Consider the following 16,635-nt stretch of genomic DNA (forward strand, 5'->3'; position numbering starts at 1 on the left):
GAGCGAGCCCGGTTGCCAGCGAAGAGTCACGAGCATCCGCACCGGAGCGGCAAGCCGGGGCGAGGTAAGCCTGGCACGGGCCAGAGTCAAGCCTGGAACAGGTACTGTTGCGGTGAAGTTAACCCTCGGCTAACATTGGGAACGGCCGCGAGTCAGCGATCTGGTGGACTAGCTACTGGCAAGGGATGGAGCGACGGATGAAGGTGCACGAGCGGCTCGACCAAGAGCTGAGCAAGCAGGGCAAGACTCAAGCAGCGCTCGCCGAGGCGGTGGGCGTGTCCTCCGCAACCGTGTCGCAATGGCGGTCAGGCACCAAGACCCCCAGCGCCACGAATCTGGTGAAGGTGGCGGGTTTCCTCGGCGTCCAGCCGTCTTGGCTGTCTTACGGGGAACTTGGCGGGAAGACCAAGACTGTGGACCCGAAGCAGCGCGATGCCTACCGGCGCGAGTGTGTCTGGTACCACCGACCCGCACCGCAGGACGCCGGAAGGGAGCTCGGCAACGCTGCCGGCTTCGCGTTCCATGGTGGATTGTCGACCTTCGGACGGGAGACGAGCCAAAACATCCTCGACGAGGCGCAGCCGGGCCAGCCCACCGTGGAAGCCCGCTACACCCTCATTGAGATCTCCGGGTCACGCCTCAACAGCTTCCTAGAGGCCATCAAGTTCGACGACCTCAAGCCCCACCTCGAGGCCGCGGCCGACAGCCGCCAGAAGGTGGCAGCGGTCATTCGACGCGGGCTGAGTGCACTCGCTGACGACGGAAGGCTCATACTGCTGCGCGTCGAGGACTACGGGGCCAAGGGGCTCGTTGGGCCAGAGTACGACGACGGCAACTACATGGCCGTGGTACGCAACATCCTCGACTCGTTCAAGGGTGACAACGCAGGCGGCTCCTACGGGCTGGGCAAGTCCGTGATGTGGGCCTGCTCGCAGTTCGGCATGGTCCTCATCAACAGCACGCTCTCCGTTGCCCAGGACGGCAAGCGAGAAGGACGGTACATCGGCCGACTCGAGCTGCCCTGGCACCGTCTGACAGCCGCCGAAGCGGGCAGTCCCGAGGCCTATGCCGGACCGGCATGGTTCGGTGAGAAGGACGAGGCACGCGGCGATGTCACGCGGTCCTACTGGGGCAACGAGGCCCTCGCGCTCGACACCTATCTCGCCCGGGACGAGGATCAGCCTGGTACGTCGTTCCTCATCGTAGGTGCATACGACCCCGACGAGCGCTTCCAGACGATCGAGGACATGCACGACGAGCTCGTGAGGGCACTGGCGGCGAACTTCTGGCCAGCCATGGTGGAACGCGCAGGTGACGACCCCGGCATGATGACCGCGCTGGTCCGGTCCGAGCGGAACGGCGTCACCATCAAGTCCGACCTCGTCGACCCCCACTCGTACACACCCGCCAAGGCACGGATGCTCCGGATGCACCGCGACGACCTCACCGTTGACAGCCTAGAGCAGCCAGGTGACGTCGTTCGGCGCCGTATCACTCTCGAGGTACCAAAGCGCTTGTCCGACGGCGCGCATGGCTCTCAGCAGCACGAGGCGGTTCTGCTAGTGACCGAGGCCGACGAGGACGATACCGACGCCAACCGGGTCGCCTTTCTGCGCGGCAGCCACATGGTCATCCGCGAGGAGCTAGTGCCTGGCCTTCGCATGGGCAGCCGAACCTTCCACGCCGTGGTGCTCGCTGGCCTTGCTGCTGGCGGCGAGCCCGCCGACAAGGCTGCGGACCGCTTCCTCCGGGCCGCCGAGCCTCCTGAGCACGACGACTGGATGGTGACTCCCGATGTGTCGAGCTCCTACGCCCGGGGTTACGGCACGGCGCTCAAAAACTTCAGGATCGAGGTCCGCAAGGCCATCCGCGAAATCGTCGGGCGTCCCACCCGTGACCTTTCCGATGGTCCCGATGCGCTCAAGGAGCTGCTTCGCATCAACCCGCCGACTGTCGACACGACGAAACGTCCCCGGGTCAAGAGCGCCGTTGGGAAGCCGGACGCCGAGGGACGGTGGTCCCTCGATGTAAGGGTCAGCCTTCCGGCGCGCGAGGCCCCCTGGCGCTTCAGCCCGGTTCTGCGGTTCGGAACCGACTCCGGCGCGGCCATCCCGGTCGTGTGGGAAAAGCTGGTCCCCGAGACCAGGTGCACCGTGACCGGTGACGTCGTCGTTGCGGAGGCAGGGGCCCGCGAGGTCCGGTTCCACGGCACCTCCAGGGCCGACACCCACCCCGTTATGGCAAGTCTTGCGACGGCACTGGTTGACGTCCGCGTCTACAAGGAGGCGTCCAAGTGATCGCCATCTTCCCGTACGAGACGCTCGTCGGAGACGTCCGCGTCTCGATCGACAGCGTCGTCATCGACGGCAAGCCACTGTCAACCAACTACATTGACCCTGATCTGCCCGAGGTGGCGTTCCGTGATCTCGACGCGGACCACTGGGATGAGGCCCATATCGACATCACCGTCACGGCTCCCGCTGCCGAGCTCGCTGGCCACAGCAACTGGCTCGACCCCAAGGCCGCCGCACAGACGTTCTGCTCACACACGAACACGCGACGCGTGCTACCCCTCACGCCCGACCCCCACACCCCGGGCCGTTGGCACGGCACGGTCGTGTTGACCCGCGACGAATGGTATGGGCGTGCCACCTTGCGTGCCCTCGTGGCAGCCACCGTCGACGGCGTGGCGCACCGCGTCATCGGATCGAGCGAGTCTTGGGCTCTTTCCTTCGACGACCTGCCGCCGTCGCCGGTGCATGGCAGCATCGCAGTCCAGTGGGTGGACTTCGCCATCGACACCGAGCGCGGGCTCAAGAAGTTCAGCGAGGACGCTCACCACCTGCGGCTCGACCCCGACGCGCCCGTCCTCTACCTCAACAGCGGATTCCAGGGCTTGGAGGCACTGTTGGGTGACCGCCGGCGCAGGCCACGCGCGGAACAGGCTATGCACGACAGCACGCGGGTGGGTATCGCCAACGACGCATGGCAGGCCATGTTCGTCAACGCGCTCGACGCGGTAGAGATCCCTGAAGAGGGGCAGCCTGAATGGCCAGCCGAGGAGTGGAAGACGGTGGTACTGAAGACGCTCTTCCCGCGCATCTACGAGAACCTGGGCCCGGACGACGCCCTCATAGAGGCCGTGCAGGCGCGGCAATCGGGAGAGGGGTCCGGGGATCTCCTGGAGCGTCTCCTCCCGGCGGCCGCCAAGCAGGTAGGCGCCTCCCCCCTGTTGCGCCGCGGCATCTTGCTGCTGGAGAAGGATGCCGAAACGAAGGAGATGCCACAGTGACCGGACTCGCAACACCACTAGACGAGAAGAAGACCCTGGGCGGGGTAGCATCGTCGGTCCGCCTCACGCCTGCCTTCCGGCTCGGCAGCGCCGGTCTGGACGCCCAGGACTACCTGACAGAAGTCAGCGGCCTGCGGACCCACAAGCTGGAGCCGGTCCACGTCCTGCTGGAGGAGGTTATGGCGCGGTACGACCAAGCTGAGGCAGCCGCGTCCGACTCGTGGCTCGGTCCCAGGCTGCACGCTGTGCTGCGCCTTTCGCGGCGTGAGGCCGGAAACCGTGCCGTCTGGCGCTTCCTGGGCCTGTGGGGTGCCGACTACACCCGCTGGCGGTTCGGACCACCAGTTGGAGAGGACGACCCCGAGCAGGCCGCCAAATCGGAGCGCTTCGTGGGGCCAAGCAGCAAGCACGCACTCGCGCGCCTGTGGTGGATGGTCGAGGTCTTTCGCAACGGCAAGAACTACGCTCCGGCCGCGCTCGCCCTAACGAACCAGGACATCGTCAACAACCTGTTCCGCATGCGCATCTCGAACCACCGCCCAACAGCGTTGGCGGCTCTGGCGGTGCTCCCGTCGAGCGCGGACGGGACGATGCTCACCGGCGGCCGTGAAGCCAACGCTCTTGCCAAGGCCGCCAACGCTGCGGCCTCCACACTGGTGCTCGACCTCATAGGGCCGGACATCGAACTAGATGCCTCGGCGAGGGTGCAGTGGGAGAGCGTCCGTGGTGACCACGATCCTCGGGTGTACTTCGACAAGCTGCCCGAGGGCCCTGACGACGGGGAGGCGCCTGAGGAGTCCGTCGAGGCCATGAAGGTGTTGCTCACCGAGCTTATGACCGGGGCGAAGGTACGGGGCAGGAAGTCGTCGGACTGAGGCCGGCAGAGCAGGACCAATAAGCAGGCGGGGCTGGAGTTCGGCGAGCGAGCGAGCCTGCGTCGTTGGACCACGACGCGGGCCCCATGGGACCTGCGTCGCGAGCTCGCAGAACAAGGGCTTGCGCATGTCCTCTACCGCGGGCCCTGCCTGGCGCTGTGCGAGGGGCTTACCCCTTCCTCCCTCGGTTAAGGTGGCGTCTTTGTCGAGTCTGCTGGTGGCACGGCTGCCCTCGGTACGGTGGTCGCCTGATGACGTACGACGCCTCCCGCGCCGACAAGATCGAGGGCAACCGCATGGCCACGACGAGGGCCGCGCAGCGCCGGGCGGGCTCGCCTTGGTGTATGTACGCCATGCACGTACCCACCACGGCTAGTCGATCAGCTTGACGGCAAGGCAGGGGTGGTCGAACTCGATGAGTGAGCTGGGCGGGACTTCCGGCCCACGTCCGCTGTACCCAGGTTCGTACGCCAGAAAGTACTTGAACGCGGTACCCGACCGGCGCCCCTAAGGTGCCTCCCGCGATAGAGCCCCGCTGAGTGGTGGGCTTTGAGGTGATGCTCGTTGCCTACCGGTCGCTCTTTTCGAGGGCGACGCTTCCAGTATCGCTGGTGGGGTAGATCTTGGCCATGGAGCCTTCGGAGAGGTAGCGGCGGTCGTCGACCTGCCACTCGTCGTGGGTGTCGGTCAGGACGGCGCCGACGAGGCGGATGACGGAGGCCTCGTTGGGAAAGATGCCCACGACGCGAGAGCGGCGCTTGATCTCCTTGTTCAGCCGTTCCAGGGGGTTGGTGGACCAGATCTTGCGCCAGTGCTCTCGCGGGAATGCGGCGAACGCGAGCACTTCGGACTTTGCGCCGTCCATGAGCGGGCCGGTCTTGGGGTACCGGATGGCGAGGTCGTCACGGACCTTGTCCCACTGTTTGGCCATGGAGGCCAGGTCGGGTTGGGCGAAGATGGTGCGGAACACCGCGGCGACCATCTCGGTCTCGGCCTTGGGCACGTGCGCGAGCACGTTGCGGATGAAGTGGACCCGGCACCGTTGGTGGGACGAGCCCTGGAACACCCGGGTCAGGGCGGCGACCAGGCCGGCGTGCTGGTCGGAGATCACCAGCTGAACACCGCCCAGGCCGCGCTTCTTCAGGCCGGTCAGGAACGCCTGCCAGAAGACCTCGTCCTCGCTGTCGCCCACGTCCAGGCCCAGGACCTCGCGGCGGCCGTGCTCGGTGACGCTGGTGGCGATCACCACGGCCTTGGACACGACCATGGCGGCCTCGGTGCGCACGTGCAGGTAGGTCGCGTCCAGGTAGACGTAGGGGAAGCGGGCGTGGTCCAGGCTGCGGGTGCGGAACGCCCCGACGGACTCATCCAGACCCGCACAGATCCGCGACACCTCCGACTTGGAAATCCCGGTCCCGCCCAGCGCGACCACGAGGTCGTCGACCGAGCGGGTTGACACGCCGTGGACGTAGGCCTCCATCACCACCGCGTACAGGGCCTGGTCGATCCGCCGCCGAGGCTCCAGGATGCTGGGGAAGTAACTGCCGGTGCGCAGCTTGGGGATGGCGACGTTCACGTCGCCGCCCTTGGTCGTCAACAGCTTCGGCCGGGTGCCGTTGCGCTCGGTGGTCCGCTCCGGGGTGCGTTCGTACCGGGCGGCGCCGATCACCTGCGCGGCCTCGGCCTCGATCAGCTCCTGCAGGACCATGCGCACGGACTCGCGCACCAGGTCCACGCCGTCACCGGCGCGAAGTGCGTCCAGCAGGTCGGACACGGCAGACTTGGGAAGGGTCATCGGTGAGATCTCCTCTGGTGAGTACTTGGCGGTACACACCGAGCATCTCGCCGATGACCCCCCTACGTCAGGGAGCCACACCCACTCCCCAAACCCCACCACTCCACGGGACTCTTACCCTCCCGCTGCCCGGAAATACGCGGATTTAGCCGCGCCAGAACGACTCCCGTGGACTCTGCAATGGACGGGTTGTGGCTCAGGGGACCTTCGTGCCATCGTCAATCATGGCGAAGTCACGCGAGTCGTGGGCCACGTCACCGGCCGTCCGCCGCAGCATGCGATCCAACAAGCAGCGGGACACGGCGCCCGAGTTGGCCTTGCGCAGGGCCGTCCATGGACTGGGGCTCCGATACCGCGTGGATTACCGACTTCCGCTCCCGGGTGCTACGCGCCGGGCTGATCTGGCATTCACCCGGGTGAAGGTCGCGGTCTTTCTCGATGGCTGCTTCTGGCACGGCTGCCCCGAGCACTTCACGGTCGCTAGGGCTAATGCTGAATATTGGGCTGGCAAGGCGATGCGCAACGTTGAGCGGGATCGCGACACCGATCTTCGGCTGGCTGGAGTTGGCTGGATCTCGATGCGGGTGTGGGAGCATACGGACCCAGCGGAGGCCGCCGAGCGTGTCGCGGTCGTCGTGCGCGAGCGTCGCAGGGACGGAAGCTGAGAGTGTGCCTCGTAGGGTCCGGCGGCCGCGCCCCTCCCCGGGCGCTCAGCGGACTTTGACCCCGCATGGGCGGCGCCCCGCTGACGGGGCAAGGATGGCGCCGAGTCATGGTCCCTCCCGGGGAGGTGGTGATGGCCCTCCGCTTCGTCACCTACGCACGCGGACCGTACCCCAGAAAAGTACTGCAGTGGGGGAAAGCTTTGGCGCGGTTGGGTGCCCCGCAACGCGACATACCCGCAGGTCAGAGGGTTCTCGCGTACCCCAATCGTGGACTTTGCAAGCAGGGGGTTAGGGGTTCGAGTCCCCTCGCCTCCACCCAGGTCAGAGGCCCTTCCCGCTCCGCGGGGAGGGTCTTTGTCGCGGTCCTACCCCAGATAAATGCTGGAGCCTCCAGCGCGGCTGTCGTCGACGTGTGACACCTGGTTGCCTCCGCAACTCGCCCCCGCCGGGTGACAGGATGGGAGTATGAGCTCCCATCCCTCCCGCGGCGTCCTGGTCACCGGCTCCTCCCGGGGCGTGGGGGCCGCGGTGGCCCGCGCCTTCGCGGCGCGGGGCGACCGGGTCGTCGTGCACTACCTGGGCAGCGAGGCAGCCGCGCACGAGGTATGCCGTTCTCTCCCGGGCGACGGGCACGCCGTCGTCCAGGCAGACCTCGCCGACCCGGACGCCGTCCAGCGGCTGGCGACCGAAGCGATCGAAGCCCTGGGCCGGGTGGACGTCCTGGTCAACAACGCGGCGATGCTCACCGCCCCGTGGGAGGGCAGGGGCCGGCGCGGCGACCACCCGCTGGAGGAGACCTCCTACGCCGAGTGGGTGGAGATCTGGCGGCGCACGTTGGAGACCAACCTGCTCGGCCCGGCCCACCTGACCTGGCAGGTGGCCCGCCACATGATCGACGTGCCGCCCGCAGACGGGGTCCCCGTCGGGCGGATCGTCAACGTCGGCAGCCGCGGCGCCTACCGGGGCGAGCCGGACATCCCGGCCTACGGCGCGAGCAAGGCCGGCCTGCACTCCTTCGGCCAGTCGATGGCGCTGCGTCTGGGTCGGCACGGGATCGCGGTGACCTCGGTCGCACCGGGCTTCATCGAGACCGAGATGGCCGGGTACGCGCTGGCAGGGGACCGGGGGGCGGCCACCCGGGCGCAGAGCCCGTTCGGCCGGGTCGCCCGGCCCCACGAGGTCGCCGATGCCGTGCTCGCGCTGGCCGACCCGCGGGCGGAGTGGGCCTCGGGGGCGGTCCTCGACCTCAACGGGGCCAGCCACCTGCGCTGACACCTCCACGGGCCGGTCGTGGGTGCCTGCCCGGCAGCGGCCACACATGCCACGCGATGCCGGTGCACGGCCGCGCCAGCGGGAGCCGACCGCCTACCTAGAGCGAGATCGGCTGACCGTGCGGCGTGCGCCCGGCGGCGTCGTGCCAAGCCTGGGTCATCCGCTCCACGTCTTCCTCCGCGGCGATGCCACGGGCGGCGATCACGTCCTCCAGCGCAGCGGCCCAGCACTCGTAGTAGTCGCTGCCGTCGTCGGCGCCCGTCGCGACCCGGCGGCTGAGCGCCTGGGCCCACTCCGGCCACGTGAACACCCCGCGCTCGTGCAGGACCACGGTCATCGCGAACACCTGCGCCTGCCACGGCGCGGCGAAGACCTGCTCCTCCTCGGGTATGCCGTTCGCACCGTCTACGTACGTCGGCGGCAGCGGGAGGGCGTCGCCGCACGCGACGGAGATCTGCGAGAGGGTCTGGGCCGCGGTCGTCACGACGTCTCCTCCAGGTAGGGCTCCCAGGCGTCGATCGACACCGTGAGCGTCGGGTCGGCGTCCTCACCCCAGAGCTCGCGGCCGGCAAAGTCGACGGTGTAGAGCCACTCAGGGTCGGTGCCCGGCCGCTGACCCAGCGGCGCGGCGTTGCGGTCGGGGAAGACGTGGGCGCCGCGGACGGCCGCCACCGTGCCGACACGTCCGCGCGCGTAGCGCGGCAGCCGGGTGTGCCCGGCCGGGTTGAGGTTGCGGGCGCGCACCCGCTGCCCCACGGCATACCTCGGTGCACGGTCCGTGGGGCGCTCGTAGCTGCCGCGGCTGGAGAAGGCGGTGAGGAGCTCCTCCGCCGTCCGGGCGCGCAGACCCTGCGAGGCGGCGTCCTCCTCGAGCAGCCCGAGCGTGGCGACGGCGTTCTCCAGCGCCTGCTGCCAGATCTCGTAGTAGCTGCTGGAGAGGTACTGCGCCGGCGGCAGGCTCTCGCGCTCGTGGCGCATCTGGTCGATGTTCCACAGTCCGAGGGCACCCATCGCCAGCGTGACCGCAAGGGTGCGCCGCTCCCAGTCGTCGTGGAAGGGCGGCTCGTCGGGCTCGGGCTGCACGGGGCCGAAGCTCTGCATACCCCCGAGGTCGTGGACGCCGTTCACCGCGCCGGCTCCAGCGGCCGCCGCGCCAGGCCGGTGCCGATCATGCTGTCCCGGGTGACCAGCGTGGTCAGCTCCTCCTGCGACATACCCTCGGTGCCCTCGGGACGCATCGGCACGACGAGGTAGCGCACCTCTGCCGTGGAGTCCCACACCTTGATCTGCGTCGACTCCGGCAGTGTCACGCCGAAGTCGGCGAGGACGCCGCGCGGGTCGATGACGGCCTTGGAGCGGTACGCGGGCGACTTGTACCAGACCGGAGGCAGCCCCAGCACCGGCCACGGGTAGCAGGAGCACAGGGTGCAGACCACCATGTTGTGGCGCTCGGACGTGTTCTCGACCGCGACCATGTGCTCGCCCTGCCGGCCGATGTGACCGAGCGAGGCGATCGCGGCGTCGGCGTCCTCCAGCAGCCACGCGCGGAAGTCGGGCTCGTCCCAGGACTTCGCGACGACCTGTGCGCCGTTGTGCGGCCCCACCTCGTGCTCGTACCGCTCCACGACCGCGTCGAGGGCGGTGCTGTCGACGAGGCCACGCTCGGTCAGCAGCGTCTCGAGGGCACGGACGCGCGCGTCCATGGGGGAGAGGTGGCTGTATGCGGTGCCCCCAGCCTCGTGGTCGTGATCGTGGTCGCCGTGGTCGTGGCCCATCCTGCGACGTTACCTCAGCGGGGAGAGCGAAGCGGGTGAGTCCCTTCCCGGCCGTCACCCTCGCCATTGAGGCATGCTGGGCGCATGGGCGGCACGAACTATACCGGCACGTTTATCCAGGTCGCAGACGACTGCCCGACCGAGGTAGCAGAGCAACCGCCAGTCGGCGGGAAGGCCCCGACCGTCGCGGCGCTCCAGTACGCGCTCATCTCCGAGCACCCCTACGAGTACACCAGCGACGACGTGCTGTTCGACGTGTACGCCGCCCGGCAGGCCATCCCTGCCGCAGAGCAAGCCGAGGCCCGTCAGGCGTTCTTCGCCAAGGACCAGGCGTGCCTGCGATCCAGCCCGCTGGGCAAGCGGTACGGGTGGGGCATCCACCACGACTCCGACAGCCGCGTCGCCCTCGTGCCGCTTCGTTCTGACGAGTACCAGGCGCTCGCCACCGACCCCACGGTGAAGCAGCTCAAGGCCATGCGCTCCAAGCGCGCCTGACCGGCTAGAACGGCGGCAGCTCGCCCTCGCCCGGGGTGACCCGCAGGTCCGACTCCTCGATCGCCACGTCGTTGATGCTCGCCTCGCGCCGGCGCATGTAGCCCAGCTCGTCGAACTCCCACAGCTCGTTGCCGTAGGAGCGCCACCACTGGCCGTCGGCGTCACGCGACTCGTACTGGAAGCGCACCGCGATCCGGTTGTCCGAGTAGGCCCACAGGTTCTTACGCAGGCGGTAGTCGCGCTCACGCTCCCACTTGCGGGTCAGGAAGGCGACCACCTCGGCCCGGCCGCGCACGTGCTCGTCTCGGTTGCGCCATACCGTGTCCTCGCTGTAGGCGCCGGCCACACGCTCCGGGTCGCAGGAGTTCCAGGCGTCCTCGGCGGCCTGGACCTTGGCGGCGGCGCTCTCGTGGGTGAACGGCGGCAGCGGCGGTCGGGGCTCCACGGTCATCCTCCTCGTCGGGGTGCTGGGTGCTCCGGCCAGTCTAGGTGCGGCCGTCGCGGAGGGCGTCGATCGCGTCCTTGGCCTCCTTCAGGCCGGCGCCGGTCGCCTCGCGGTAGGCCTTGATGGCGGGGATGTGCTTGCCCTGGACCACCAGGGAGCGGATCTCGGGGGTGATCCCTGGCTGGGTCTGGCCGCGCAGCTGCGCCAGCTCGGCAGCACCGGCCCCGGCGCGGTGCGCCAGCCGGGCGACCAGGTCCTCCAGGACACGGACCTCCCGCGCGAGCTGGTCCACGCGCGTCTGCAGCTGCCTTGCTCGTCCGAACATGGCGCCCAACCTACCCGTGGGGCAACACCGAGCCACCCCTCCGTGCTCGCGCCACAGTTGCAACGGTGGCGGATGTCGCAAGACGTGGCGGGGTGAGCTCAGGTCCCGCAGAAGGTCCGGTAGGTGCGGCCGAAGTCCTCGGGTGCGGGTGTCGCGTAGCGCTCCAGCCCAGGACGCTCGCGGTAGGGGTCGGTGACCGCCTCCAGCAGCTGGCGCAACGGCTCGAGATCCCCCTCGGTGCCGGCGTCCAGTGCCTCCTCGACCAGGTGGTTGCGAGGTATGTAGAGCGGGTTCACGCGGTCCATCAGCTCCGCGTCCGGTCCCAGCGCGCGCCAGCGCTCGAGCCAGGCGTCGACGGCCCCGAGGTCGAGCACCACCTCGCGGACCGGCTCGGCGTCACCACGCGCCGCCGCTCCGAGGTTCCGGAAGAAGGACGTGTGGTCCACGCGTCCCTCGCGCATGATCGTGAACAGGTCGCTGACCAGCGGGACCACCGTCTCGTCCTCGACCTCTGCGCTCAGGCCGAGCTTGCGCCGCATACCGGCAGCGAAGGCGGCGTCGTACTCCCCGGGGAACGTCCCGAGCGCCTCCGTGGCCAGCTCGACCGCACGCTCCTCGTCGTCTGCGAGCAGCGGCAGCAGCGTCTCGGCCAGCCGGGCCAGGTTCCACTGGGCGATCCCCGGCTGGTTGCCGTACGCGTACCGCCCGCCGACGTCGATCGAGCTGTAGACCGTCGTCGGGTCGTAGGCCTCCAGGAAGGCGCACGGTCCGTAGTCGATGCTCTCCCCCGAGATCGTCATGTTGTCGGTGTTCATCACCCCGTGGATGAAGCCGACCAGCATCCACTGCGCCACCAGGGAGGCCTGGACGCCGATCACCGACCGGAACAGCGCGAGGTATGGCTGCTCGTCCTCGCCTGCCGCGGGGTGGTGCCGGGCGATCGCGTGGTCGGCCAAGCGGCGCAGCAGGTCGAGGTCCCCGGTGGCCCGGGCGTACTGGAAGCTGCCGACGCGCAGGTGGCTGCTCGCGACCCGGGTCAGCACCGCCCCCGGCAGCACGGTCTCCCGGCGCACCTCGCGACCCGTGCCCACGACCGCGAGCGACCGGGTCGTGGGGATGCCGAGGGCGTGCATGGCCTCGCTGACGACATACTCGCGCAGCATCGGGCCGACGGCCGCCAGCCCGGCCGCCCCGGGCGAACGGCGTGCGACCCGAGCCCTTCAGGTGCAGGTCGCGGAGCCGCCCGTCCGCGTCCGTCAGCTCGCCGAGCAGCAGCGCCCGCCCGTCCCCGAGCCTGGGTGAGTAGCCGCCGAACTGGTGACCGGCGTAGGCCTGCGCCACCGGCGTCGCACCGTCCGGCAGGTGATGACCGGTCAGCAGGCCCACCCCGTCCGGGCTGCGCAGCCAGGTCGGGTCCAGGCCGAGCTCGCGTGCCAGCGGCTCGTTGAGCACCAGCAGGGTGGGGTCGGGGACGTCCTCCGCCTGCCAGGGCAGGGCGAGGTCGGCCAGCTCCTGGGCGAAGCGGGCCTCCAGGTGCAGGGTGGTCGGACCGGCGAGGCTCACCTCATCGAGACTACGTCAGCAGGCTTCCGCTGACGCCCTGACCGGCCTGCGCCGGCCTCAGAGGAACTGCTGCGGGTCGAACTCCTCGATCGGGATGATCCGCAGGCGCGGTAGCGGGGCGTTGAACGCCTTGGTGTCGTGCTCCAGGTCGAAGAACTCCATACCCTGGCGCACCAGGTCGTGGAAGCCGGAGTTGCGGAACTCCTCGAAGGCGATCAGGCCGACCCGTCGCTGGCCGTCCATGAGCGGCGTGATCGCCTCGAGGAAGTCACCGTCGTGGCTGACCAGCATGACGTCGTCGTCACGGTCGCCGAGCGCCTCCAGCGTCCGCTGGATCGCGATGTCGACGACCTTGTCCTCGGCGCTGCCGGAGAGCGGGACCGGGACGTAGCCCAGCGCCCGCAGGGCCTGCACGAAGGCCATCGGCAGGCCGGAGCTGGCGTTGAGGAAGAACAGGCCCTTGGCCGGCTGCGCCCAGCGCTCCTGGGTGAAGGCGAGCAGCCGGTCCCACCGCGGGCGCTCGTCCGGGTGCGGACGCCGCCCGAGGATCGAGTTGCCCAGGGTCGCGTCGATGTTCTCCCCGTCGACGAGCAGGTATGACGTCTTCTCCATGAACTCCACCGTGCTTACCTCATACTTTCTCTAGGTCTCTACCATTATTCATAGACATACTTCTGCGGCCCGGGGAAGACCCACGACAGGCCGTCGCGGAGCCGGTCGCGCCAGTTCTCCCAGGAGTGCCCGTCCCGGGACTCCATGTACTCCACCTGGGCCCCGGTGCTCTCGAAGACCGGCACCATCGAGCGGTTGGGCACGATGAGCGGCTCGTAGACGCCGCAGGTGATGAACATCCGGTTCGCCACCTTGCGCGGCCTCTCCCGGTAGCGGTTCATGAACTTCACCACCGGGTCGAAGACCGGGCCGCCACCGTGGTCGGTGCCGATGTCGGTGAAGACGAACGACCCGGACTGCAGGAGGAGGTTGTCCCAGACCCCCGGGTTGCGGTAGGCGGTGGTCAGCGCGGCCACGGCGCCGAAGCTGGCCCCCATCAGACAGCGGGCGTCCGAGCGGCGGATCACCGGCCAGCGCTCCTCGATCGCGGGCAGCAGCTCGCGGGTCAGGTGCCGGGCGTGCGGGGCGTAGTTCGGGTACTCCCGCAGCCGGTCGCCGGGGTTGGAGAAGACCACGATGGTCTCGGCCATGTCGATGCTGTGGATGAGGTTGTCCAGCACCGTCTGCATCGAGGAGTAGTTGAGGAAGTCGTCGCCGTCGTGCACCACCAGCAGGGGGTAGTGGCTGCTGGGCCGGAACCGGGCCGGCAGGTAGACCCGGTTGTGGGTCATCCGGCGCAGCGCCTTGCTGGCCAGCGGGAAGTCGACCAGCTCACCGGCCCGCGTCTCGGGGTGCGGCAGGGACCAGTGCGGCACCTCGTAGCCGGCGGCCTGGCAGACGCTGGAGGAGCCGACCGGGCTGTGCGCCAGGCGCGGGTTGAGCGGGTCGTTGATCGTCTCGACCGCGTCCCCGAGGCGCACCTCGAGCTGGTACTCCACCCGGCTCTGCGCCGGCAGCTCGATCGTGACGTACCACAGCGAGGTGCCCTCCACCCGCCGCATCGGCACGTGCTGCGGCTGGTTGACGATGCGGTGCAGCACGGCGACCGCGTCCACCTCGCCCCGGAAGAGGAAGGTGCACCGCGAGCCCTCGACGATCGGCACCTCGCGCTCGTGCAGGAAGCCGTCGACCGCCGCCTCGTCGAGGTTCGGGCGGGTGCGTAGCTCGTTGACCGCCAGCTTGCCCTTGTGGCGGGGCGGGGTGGGGTATGGCGTGGACAGCAGGTTCATCCGGTCGCCTCCCGGGCTTCCCCGGACTCCTCGGCACGCGGGTCGTGGCCGACTTTCCCGGCCGCCCGGGCCTCCCGGTCGTGCCGGACGATCGTGCCGTCGTGGTCGACGACCCGGGCACCGGTCGGCACCTCGCCGCCCGCGGTCAGCGTCACCTGGGCGCCCGGGTCGAGCAGCAGGGGCAGGCGGGGGTCGCAGCGCTGGGCCAGGACCGCCATCCGCCTGCGGTCCTTGACCTCCAGCCGGGCGGTGGCGTTGGGCAGCGCGACCAGGCCCCTGGTCAGCGCCAGCCCGTCCATGAGCACCTCGGAGACACCGGGGGCCACGACCGCGTCGTCGTAGAAGAGCACCACCCGCTCCGTCAGCGCCATCGCGCCGGCGCCCCAGGCGATGATCGGCCGGTAGAGCGTCGGCGCGGGGTCCGGGTCGTCGGCCGTCTCGGGCGTGGGGGCGGCGAGCGCGGGCGCGAGGTTGGCGATGTGCAGGGAGCCGAGCAGGACCCCGACGTGGCCGCCCGGGATGACGACGGCGTCGCAGTCGGCGATCCGGCGACCGACCAGGAAGCGGGCCTCGACGACGGCCGGCCGGTGCTCGGGCTCGTGGGTGGCGTAGAACTCCAGGTGCACCTCCTCGACCCGCTTCCGGTGCCGGTCGTCCATGTCCCGCATGATCGCCAGGATGTCGTCGGAGGCCATCTGCATCACCCGCTCGTCGCGGGACTCCCGGGCGCGGATCTCGCGCAGCGCCTCGGCCGCCTTCTGCAGGCCGAGGACGTAGAGCTCCTGCATCTCGGTGAGCACCTGGCGCCGCCTCCGGTCCGCGGCCTCCAGCTCGGGGTCGGCCTCCCACAGCTGCTGCAGCAACCGCCACAGGCGCAGGTTGACGGTGTTGCCGCCGAGCTCGGCGTTCAGGACCTCGTCCTCCCCCTCCCGGTCCTGCCAGCCCGCGGTGATGGTCGCGAACCGGCACCCCTCCAGCTCCAGGGAGCGCACCACGTCCGCCAGGTGAGGCTCGCGCTGCGGGCCGAGCAGCGTGATGCGGGGCTCAGCCGGCATACACGTGCACCATGCGACCTACGTCGTCGAGCATCTGGCGGAGCGTGTCGAAGTCGGGGTGCCGCATCCGGATCCAGGCATTGGCCATGTAGCCCGCCGCCACGGGCTGGGTGCCGGTGCCGGGGCTGGGGATGTGGGCGTCGATGATCCACCGGCCGTAACGGTTCTCGACGTCCTGGAGCCCGCTGTAGCCGTGGATCACGCCGTCCTGCTCCGGGCGCAGGGCGATGATGCCAGCGCTGTGGCTGCGGCTGGGCCGCTGGCTGACCCGGCCGTGCACGATGGCCTCCGCCCACGCGGCATACACGTCCATGTCGTTGGCGGCGTTGTAGAGGTCCCAGCAGCCCACCCCGGGAGGGCGGGCGCCGATCTCGGAGAACTTCAGCCCCTTGGGTCCGTGGAACCACTCCATGTGGGTGGCGGAGGTGCCGATGCCCAGGGCGGCGCCGACCCGGCGGCCCATCTCCCGGATCTCCTCGTAGAGCCCACCGCCGTCGATGCGGTTGGTGGCCACGAACTGGGGGCTGATCCAGCGGGTCCGCATGGCCTCCAGGACGCCGGGGAAGTAGTGGGAGACGAAGTCGAGCTCGATGCGTCCGTCGATGGTGATGGTGTCGTAGAATCCCTCGTGGCCGGAGATGAACTCCTCCACCGCGATCGAGCGGTAGTTGCCCATCGAGGACAGCGCAGCGGCCATCTCGGTGTCATTGTCGACCCGGACCGTGTCGGCCGCGCCGGCGGCGTCCCGGGGCTTGAGGATGAGCGGGTAGCCGACCTGGCGGGCGAAGTCCCAGACCTGCTCGGCCGAGTCGGCGCCGGTGGAGGCCGCGGTCGGCACGCCGGCCCGGCGCAGGGCCTCCTTCATCGAGGGCTTGTCGCGGCACAGCCAGGTGGTGTGCACGGACGTGCCCGGTATGCCGAGCGCCTCCCGCACCTGCGCGGCCACCAGCTGGTGGGCCTCGATGGTGGACTCCAGCCGGTCGACCCAGACGCTGCCCTGGATCCGGCGGACGGTCTCGGTCATCTCCCCCAGGTTGGTGACCGATCCGACGTGCTCGTAGTGGACCATCCAGCTCTTCAGCTCGTCGTCCAGGTAGTCCCAGGGGGTCTCACCGATGCCGATGACGTTGGCCCCCGCCTGGGCCAGCACCCGCGGAAACTCGCGCTGGTTCCGCGGGAAGTGCGGCTCGACGAAGACGATGTTCACGGTCCAGAGCCTGCCACAATCCGGCCCGGA

Annotated in this window: 16 protein-coding genes and 1 pseudogene; 6 read left to right on the forward strand and 11 right to left on the reverse strand. The window is 69.4% G+C overall.

Features of this window, described 5'->3' with window-relative positions:
- Positions 1-197: 197 nt before the first annotated feature.
- Genes ESZ52_RS00190 through ESZ52_RS00200 form a run of 3 tightly spaced genes read left to right on the forward strand, consistent with a single transcriptional unit; the run spans position 198 to position 4,167 of the window.
- Positions 198-2,297 (forward strand): helix-turn-helix domain-containing protein, encoded by a 2,100-nt coding sequence (locus ESZ52_RS00190; RefSeq protein WP_181010081.1) that lies wholly within the window; start codon positions 198-200, stop codon positions 2,295-2,297.
- Positions 2,294-3,292, forward strand: a complete 999-nt coding sequence (locus ESZ52_RS00195) for a hypothetical protein (protein ID WP_131103152.1) — start codon at positions 2,294-2,296, stop codon at positions 3,290-3,292. The genes ESZ52_RS00190 and ESZ52_RS00195 overlap by 4 nt, the downstream gene beginning before the upstream one ends.
- Entirely contained in the window at positions 3,289-4,167 is an 879-nt protein-coding gene (locus ESZ52_RS00200) for a DUF6339 family protein (protein ID WP_131103153.1), read from the forward strand. The genes ESZ52_RS00195 and ESZ52_RS00200 overlap by 4 nt, the downstream gene beginning before the upstream one ends.
- Before the next feature lie 568 nt (positions 4,168-4,735).
- On the opposite strand, the gene ESZ52_RS00205 is transcribed toward ESZ52_RS00200, so the two are convergent.
- Complete coding sequence (locus ESZ52_RS00205; RefSeq protein WP_131103154.1) at positions 4,736-5,962, reverse strand: IS256 family transposase; 1,227 nt, start codon at positions 5,960-5,962, stop codon at positions 4,736-4,738.
- Between the two features lie 224 nt (positions 5,963-6,186).
- On the opposite strand from ESZ52_RS00205, the gene ESZ52_RS00210 reads away from it, so the two are divergent.
- Both ESZ52_RS00210 and ESZ52_RS00215 read left to right on the forward strand, forming a co-directional pair.
- On the forward strand, positions 6,187-6,627 hold the full coding sequence (locus ESZ52_RS00210) for a very short patch repair endonuclease (protein WP_131103155.1): 441 nt from the start codon (positions 6,187-6,189) through the stop codon (positions 6,625-6,627).
- Between the two features lie 465 nt (positions 6,628-7,092).
- Positions 7,093-7,899 (forward strand): SDR family NAD(P)-dependent oxidoreductase, encoded by an 807-nt coding sequence (locus ESZ52_RS00215; protein WP_131103156.1) that lies wholly within the window; start codon positions 7,093-7,095, stop codon positions 7,897-7,899.
- A 97-nt stretch (positions 7,900-7,996) separates the two neighbouring features.
- Here the strand turns inward: ESZ52_RS00215 and ESZ52_RS00220 are convergent, their stop codons facing one another.
- The 3 genes from ESZ52_RS00220 to nthA are packed head-to-tail and all read right to left on the reverse strand — an operon-like array spanning position 7,997 to position 9,674.
- Positions 7,997-8,383: a nitrile hydratase accessory protein gene (locus tag ESZ52_RS00220; protein ID WP_202865387.1), complete on the reverse strand. Its 387-nt coding sequence runs from the start codon at positions 8,381-8,383 to the stop codon at positions 7,997-7,999.
- Positions 8,380-9,027: a nitrile hydratase subunit beta gene (nthB, locus tag ESZ52_RS00225; protein WP_131103157.1), complete on the reverse strand. Its 648-nt coding sequence runs from the start codon at positions 9,025-9,027 to the stop codon at positions 8,380-8,382. The genes ESZ52_RS00220 and nthB overlap by 4 nt, the downstream gene beginning before the upstream one ends.
- Positions 9,024-9,674 (reverse strand): nitrile hydratase subunit alpha, encoded by a 651-nt coding sequence (nthA, locus tag ESZ52_RS00230; RefSeq protein WP_131103158.1) that lies wholly within the window; start codon positions 9,672-9,674, stop codon positions 9,024-9,026. The genes nthB and nthA overlap by 4 nt, the downstream gene beginning before the upstream one ends.
- 84 nt (positions 9,675-9,758) lie before the next feature.
- Between nthA and ESZ52_RS00235 the strand changes: the two genes are divergently transcribed.
- Positions 9,759-10,169 (forward strand): DUF6157 family protein, encoded by a 411-nt coding sequence (locus ESZ52_RS00235; protein ID WP_131103159.1) that lies wholly within the window; start codon positions 9,759-9,761, stop codon positions 10,167-10,169.
- 4 nt (positions 10,170-10,173) lie between these two features.
- Here ESZ52_RS00235 and ESZ52_RS00240 read toward each other — a convergent pair whose 3' ends face one another.
- The 7 genes and pseudogenes from ESZ52_RS00240 to ESZ52_RS19840 form a co-directional block, all read right to left on the reverse strand.
- Entirely contained in the window at positions 10,174-10,620 is a 447-nt protein-coding gene (locus ESZ52_RS00240; RefSeq protein ID WP_131103160.1) for a nuclear transport factor 2 family protein, read from the reverse strand.
- A 34-nt stretch (positions 10,621-10,654) separates the two neighbouring features.
- Positions 10,655-10,939 (reverse strand): ribosomal protein L7/L12, encoded by a 285-nt coding sequence (locus ESZ52_RS00245; RefSeq protein WP_131103161.1) that lies wholly within the window; start codon positions 10,937-10,939, stop codon positions 10,655-10,657.
- 98 nt (positions 10,940-11,037) lie between these two features.
- Positions 11,038-12,502: pseudogene (locus ESZ52_RS00250) on the reverse strand (protein adenylyltransferase SelO).
- A gap of 57 nt (positions 12,503-12,559) precedes the next feature.
- Positions 12,560-13,114, reverse strand: coding sequence for an NYN domain-containing protein (locus tag ESZ52_RS00255; RefSeq protein WP_131103162.1), 555 nt, complete (start codon positions 13,112-13,114; stop codon positions 12,560-12,562).
- A 44-nt stretch (positions 13,115-13,158) separates the two neighbouring features.
- Entirely contained in the window at positions 13,159-14,343 is a 1,185-nt protein-coding gene (locus ESZ52_RS00260) for an alpha/beta hydrolase-fold protein (protein WP_131103163.1), read from the reverse strand.
- Positions 14,340-15,398: a hypothetical protein gene (locus ESZ52_RS00265; RefSeq protein WP_131103164.1), complete on the reverse strand. Its 1,059-nt coding sequence runs from the start codon at positions 15,396-15,398 to the stop codon at positions 14,340-14,342. Before ESZ52_RS00265 ends, ESZ52_RS00260 begins: the two co-directional genes overlap by 4 nt.
- The gene (locus tag ESZ52_RS19840) at positions 15,388-16,605 is read right to left on the reverse strand and encodes an ATP-grasp domain-containing protein (protein WP_131103165.1); all 1,218 of its coding nucleotides are present in this window, start codon (positions 16,603-16,605) and stop codon (positions 15,388-15,390) included. Before ESZ52_RS19840 ends, ESZ52_RS00265 begins: the two co-directional genes overlap by 11 nt.
- Between the last annotated feature and the right edge of the window lie 30 nt (positions 16,606-16,635).

Source organism: Ornithinimicrobium sufpigmenti (assembly GCF_004322775.1).
In the GTDB taxonomy this organism is placed as follows: Bacteria; Actinomycetota; Actinomycetes; order Actinomycetales; family Dermatophilaceae; genus Ornithinicoccus; species Ornithinicoccus sufpigmenti.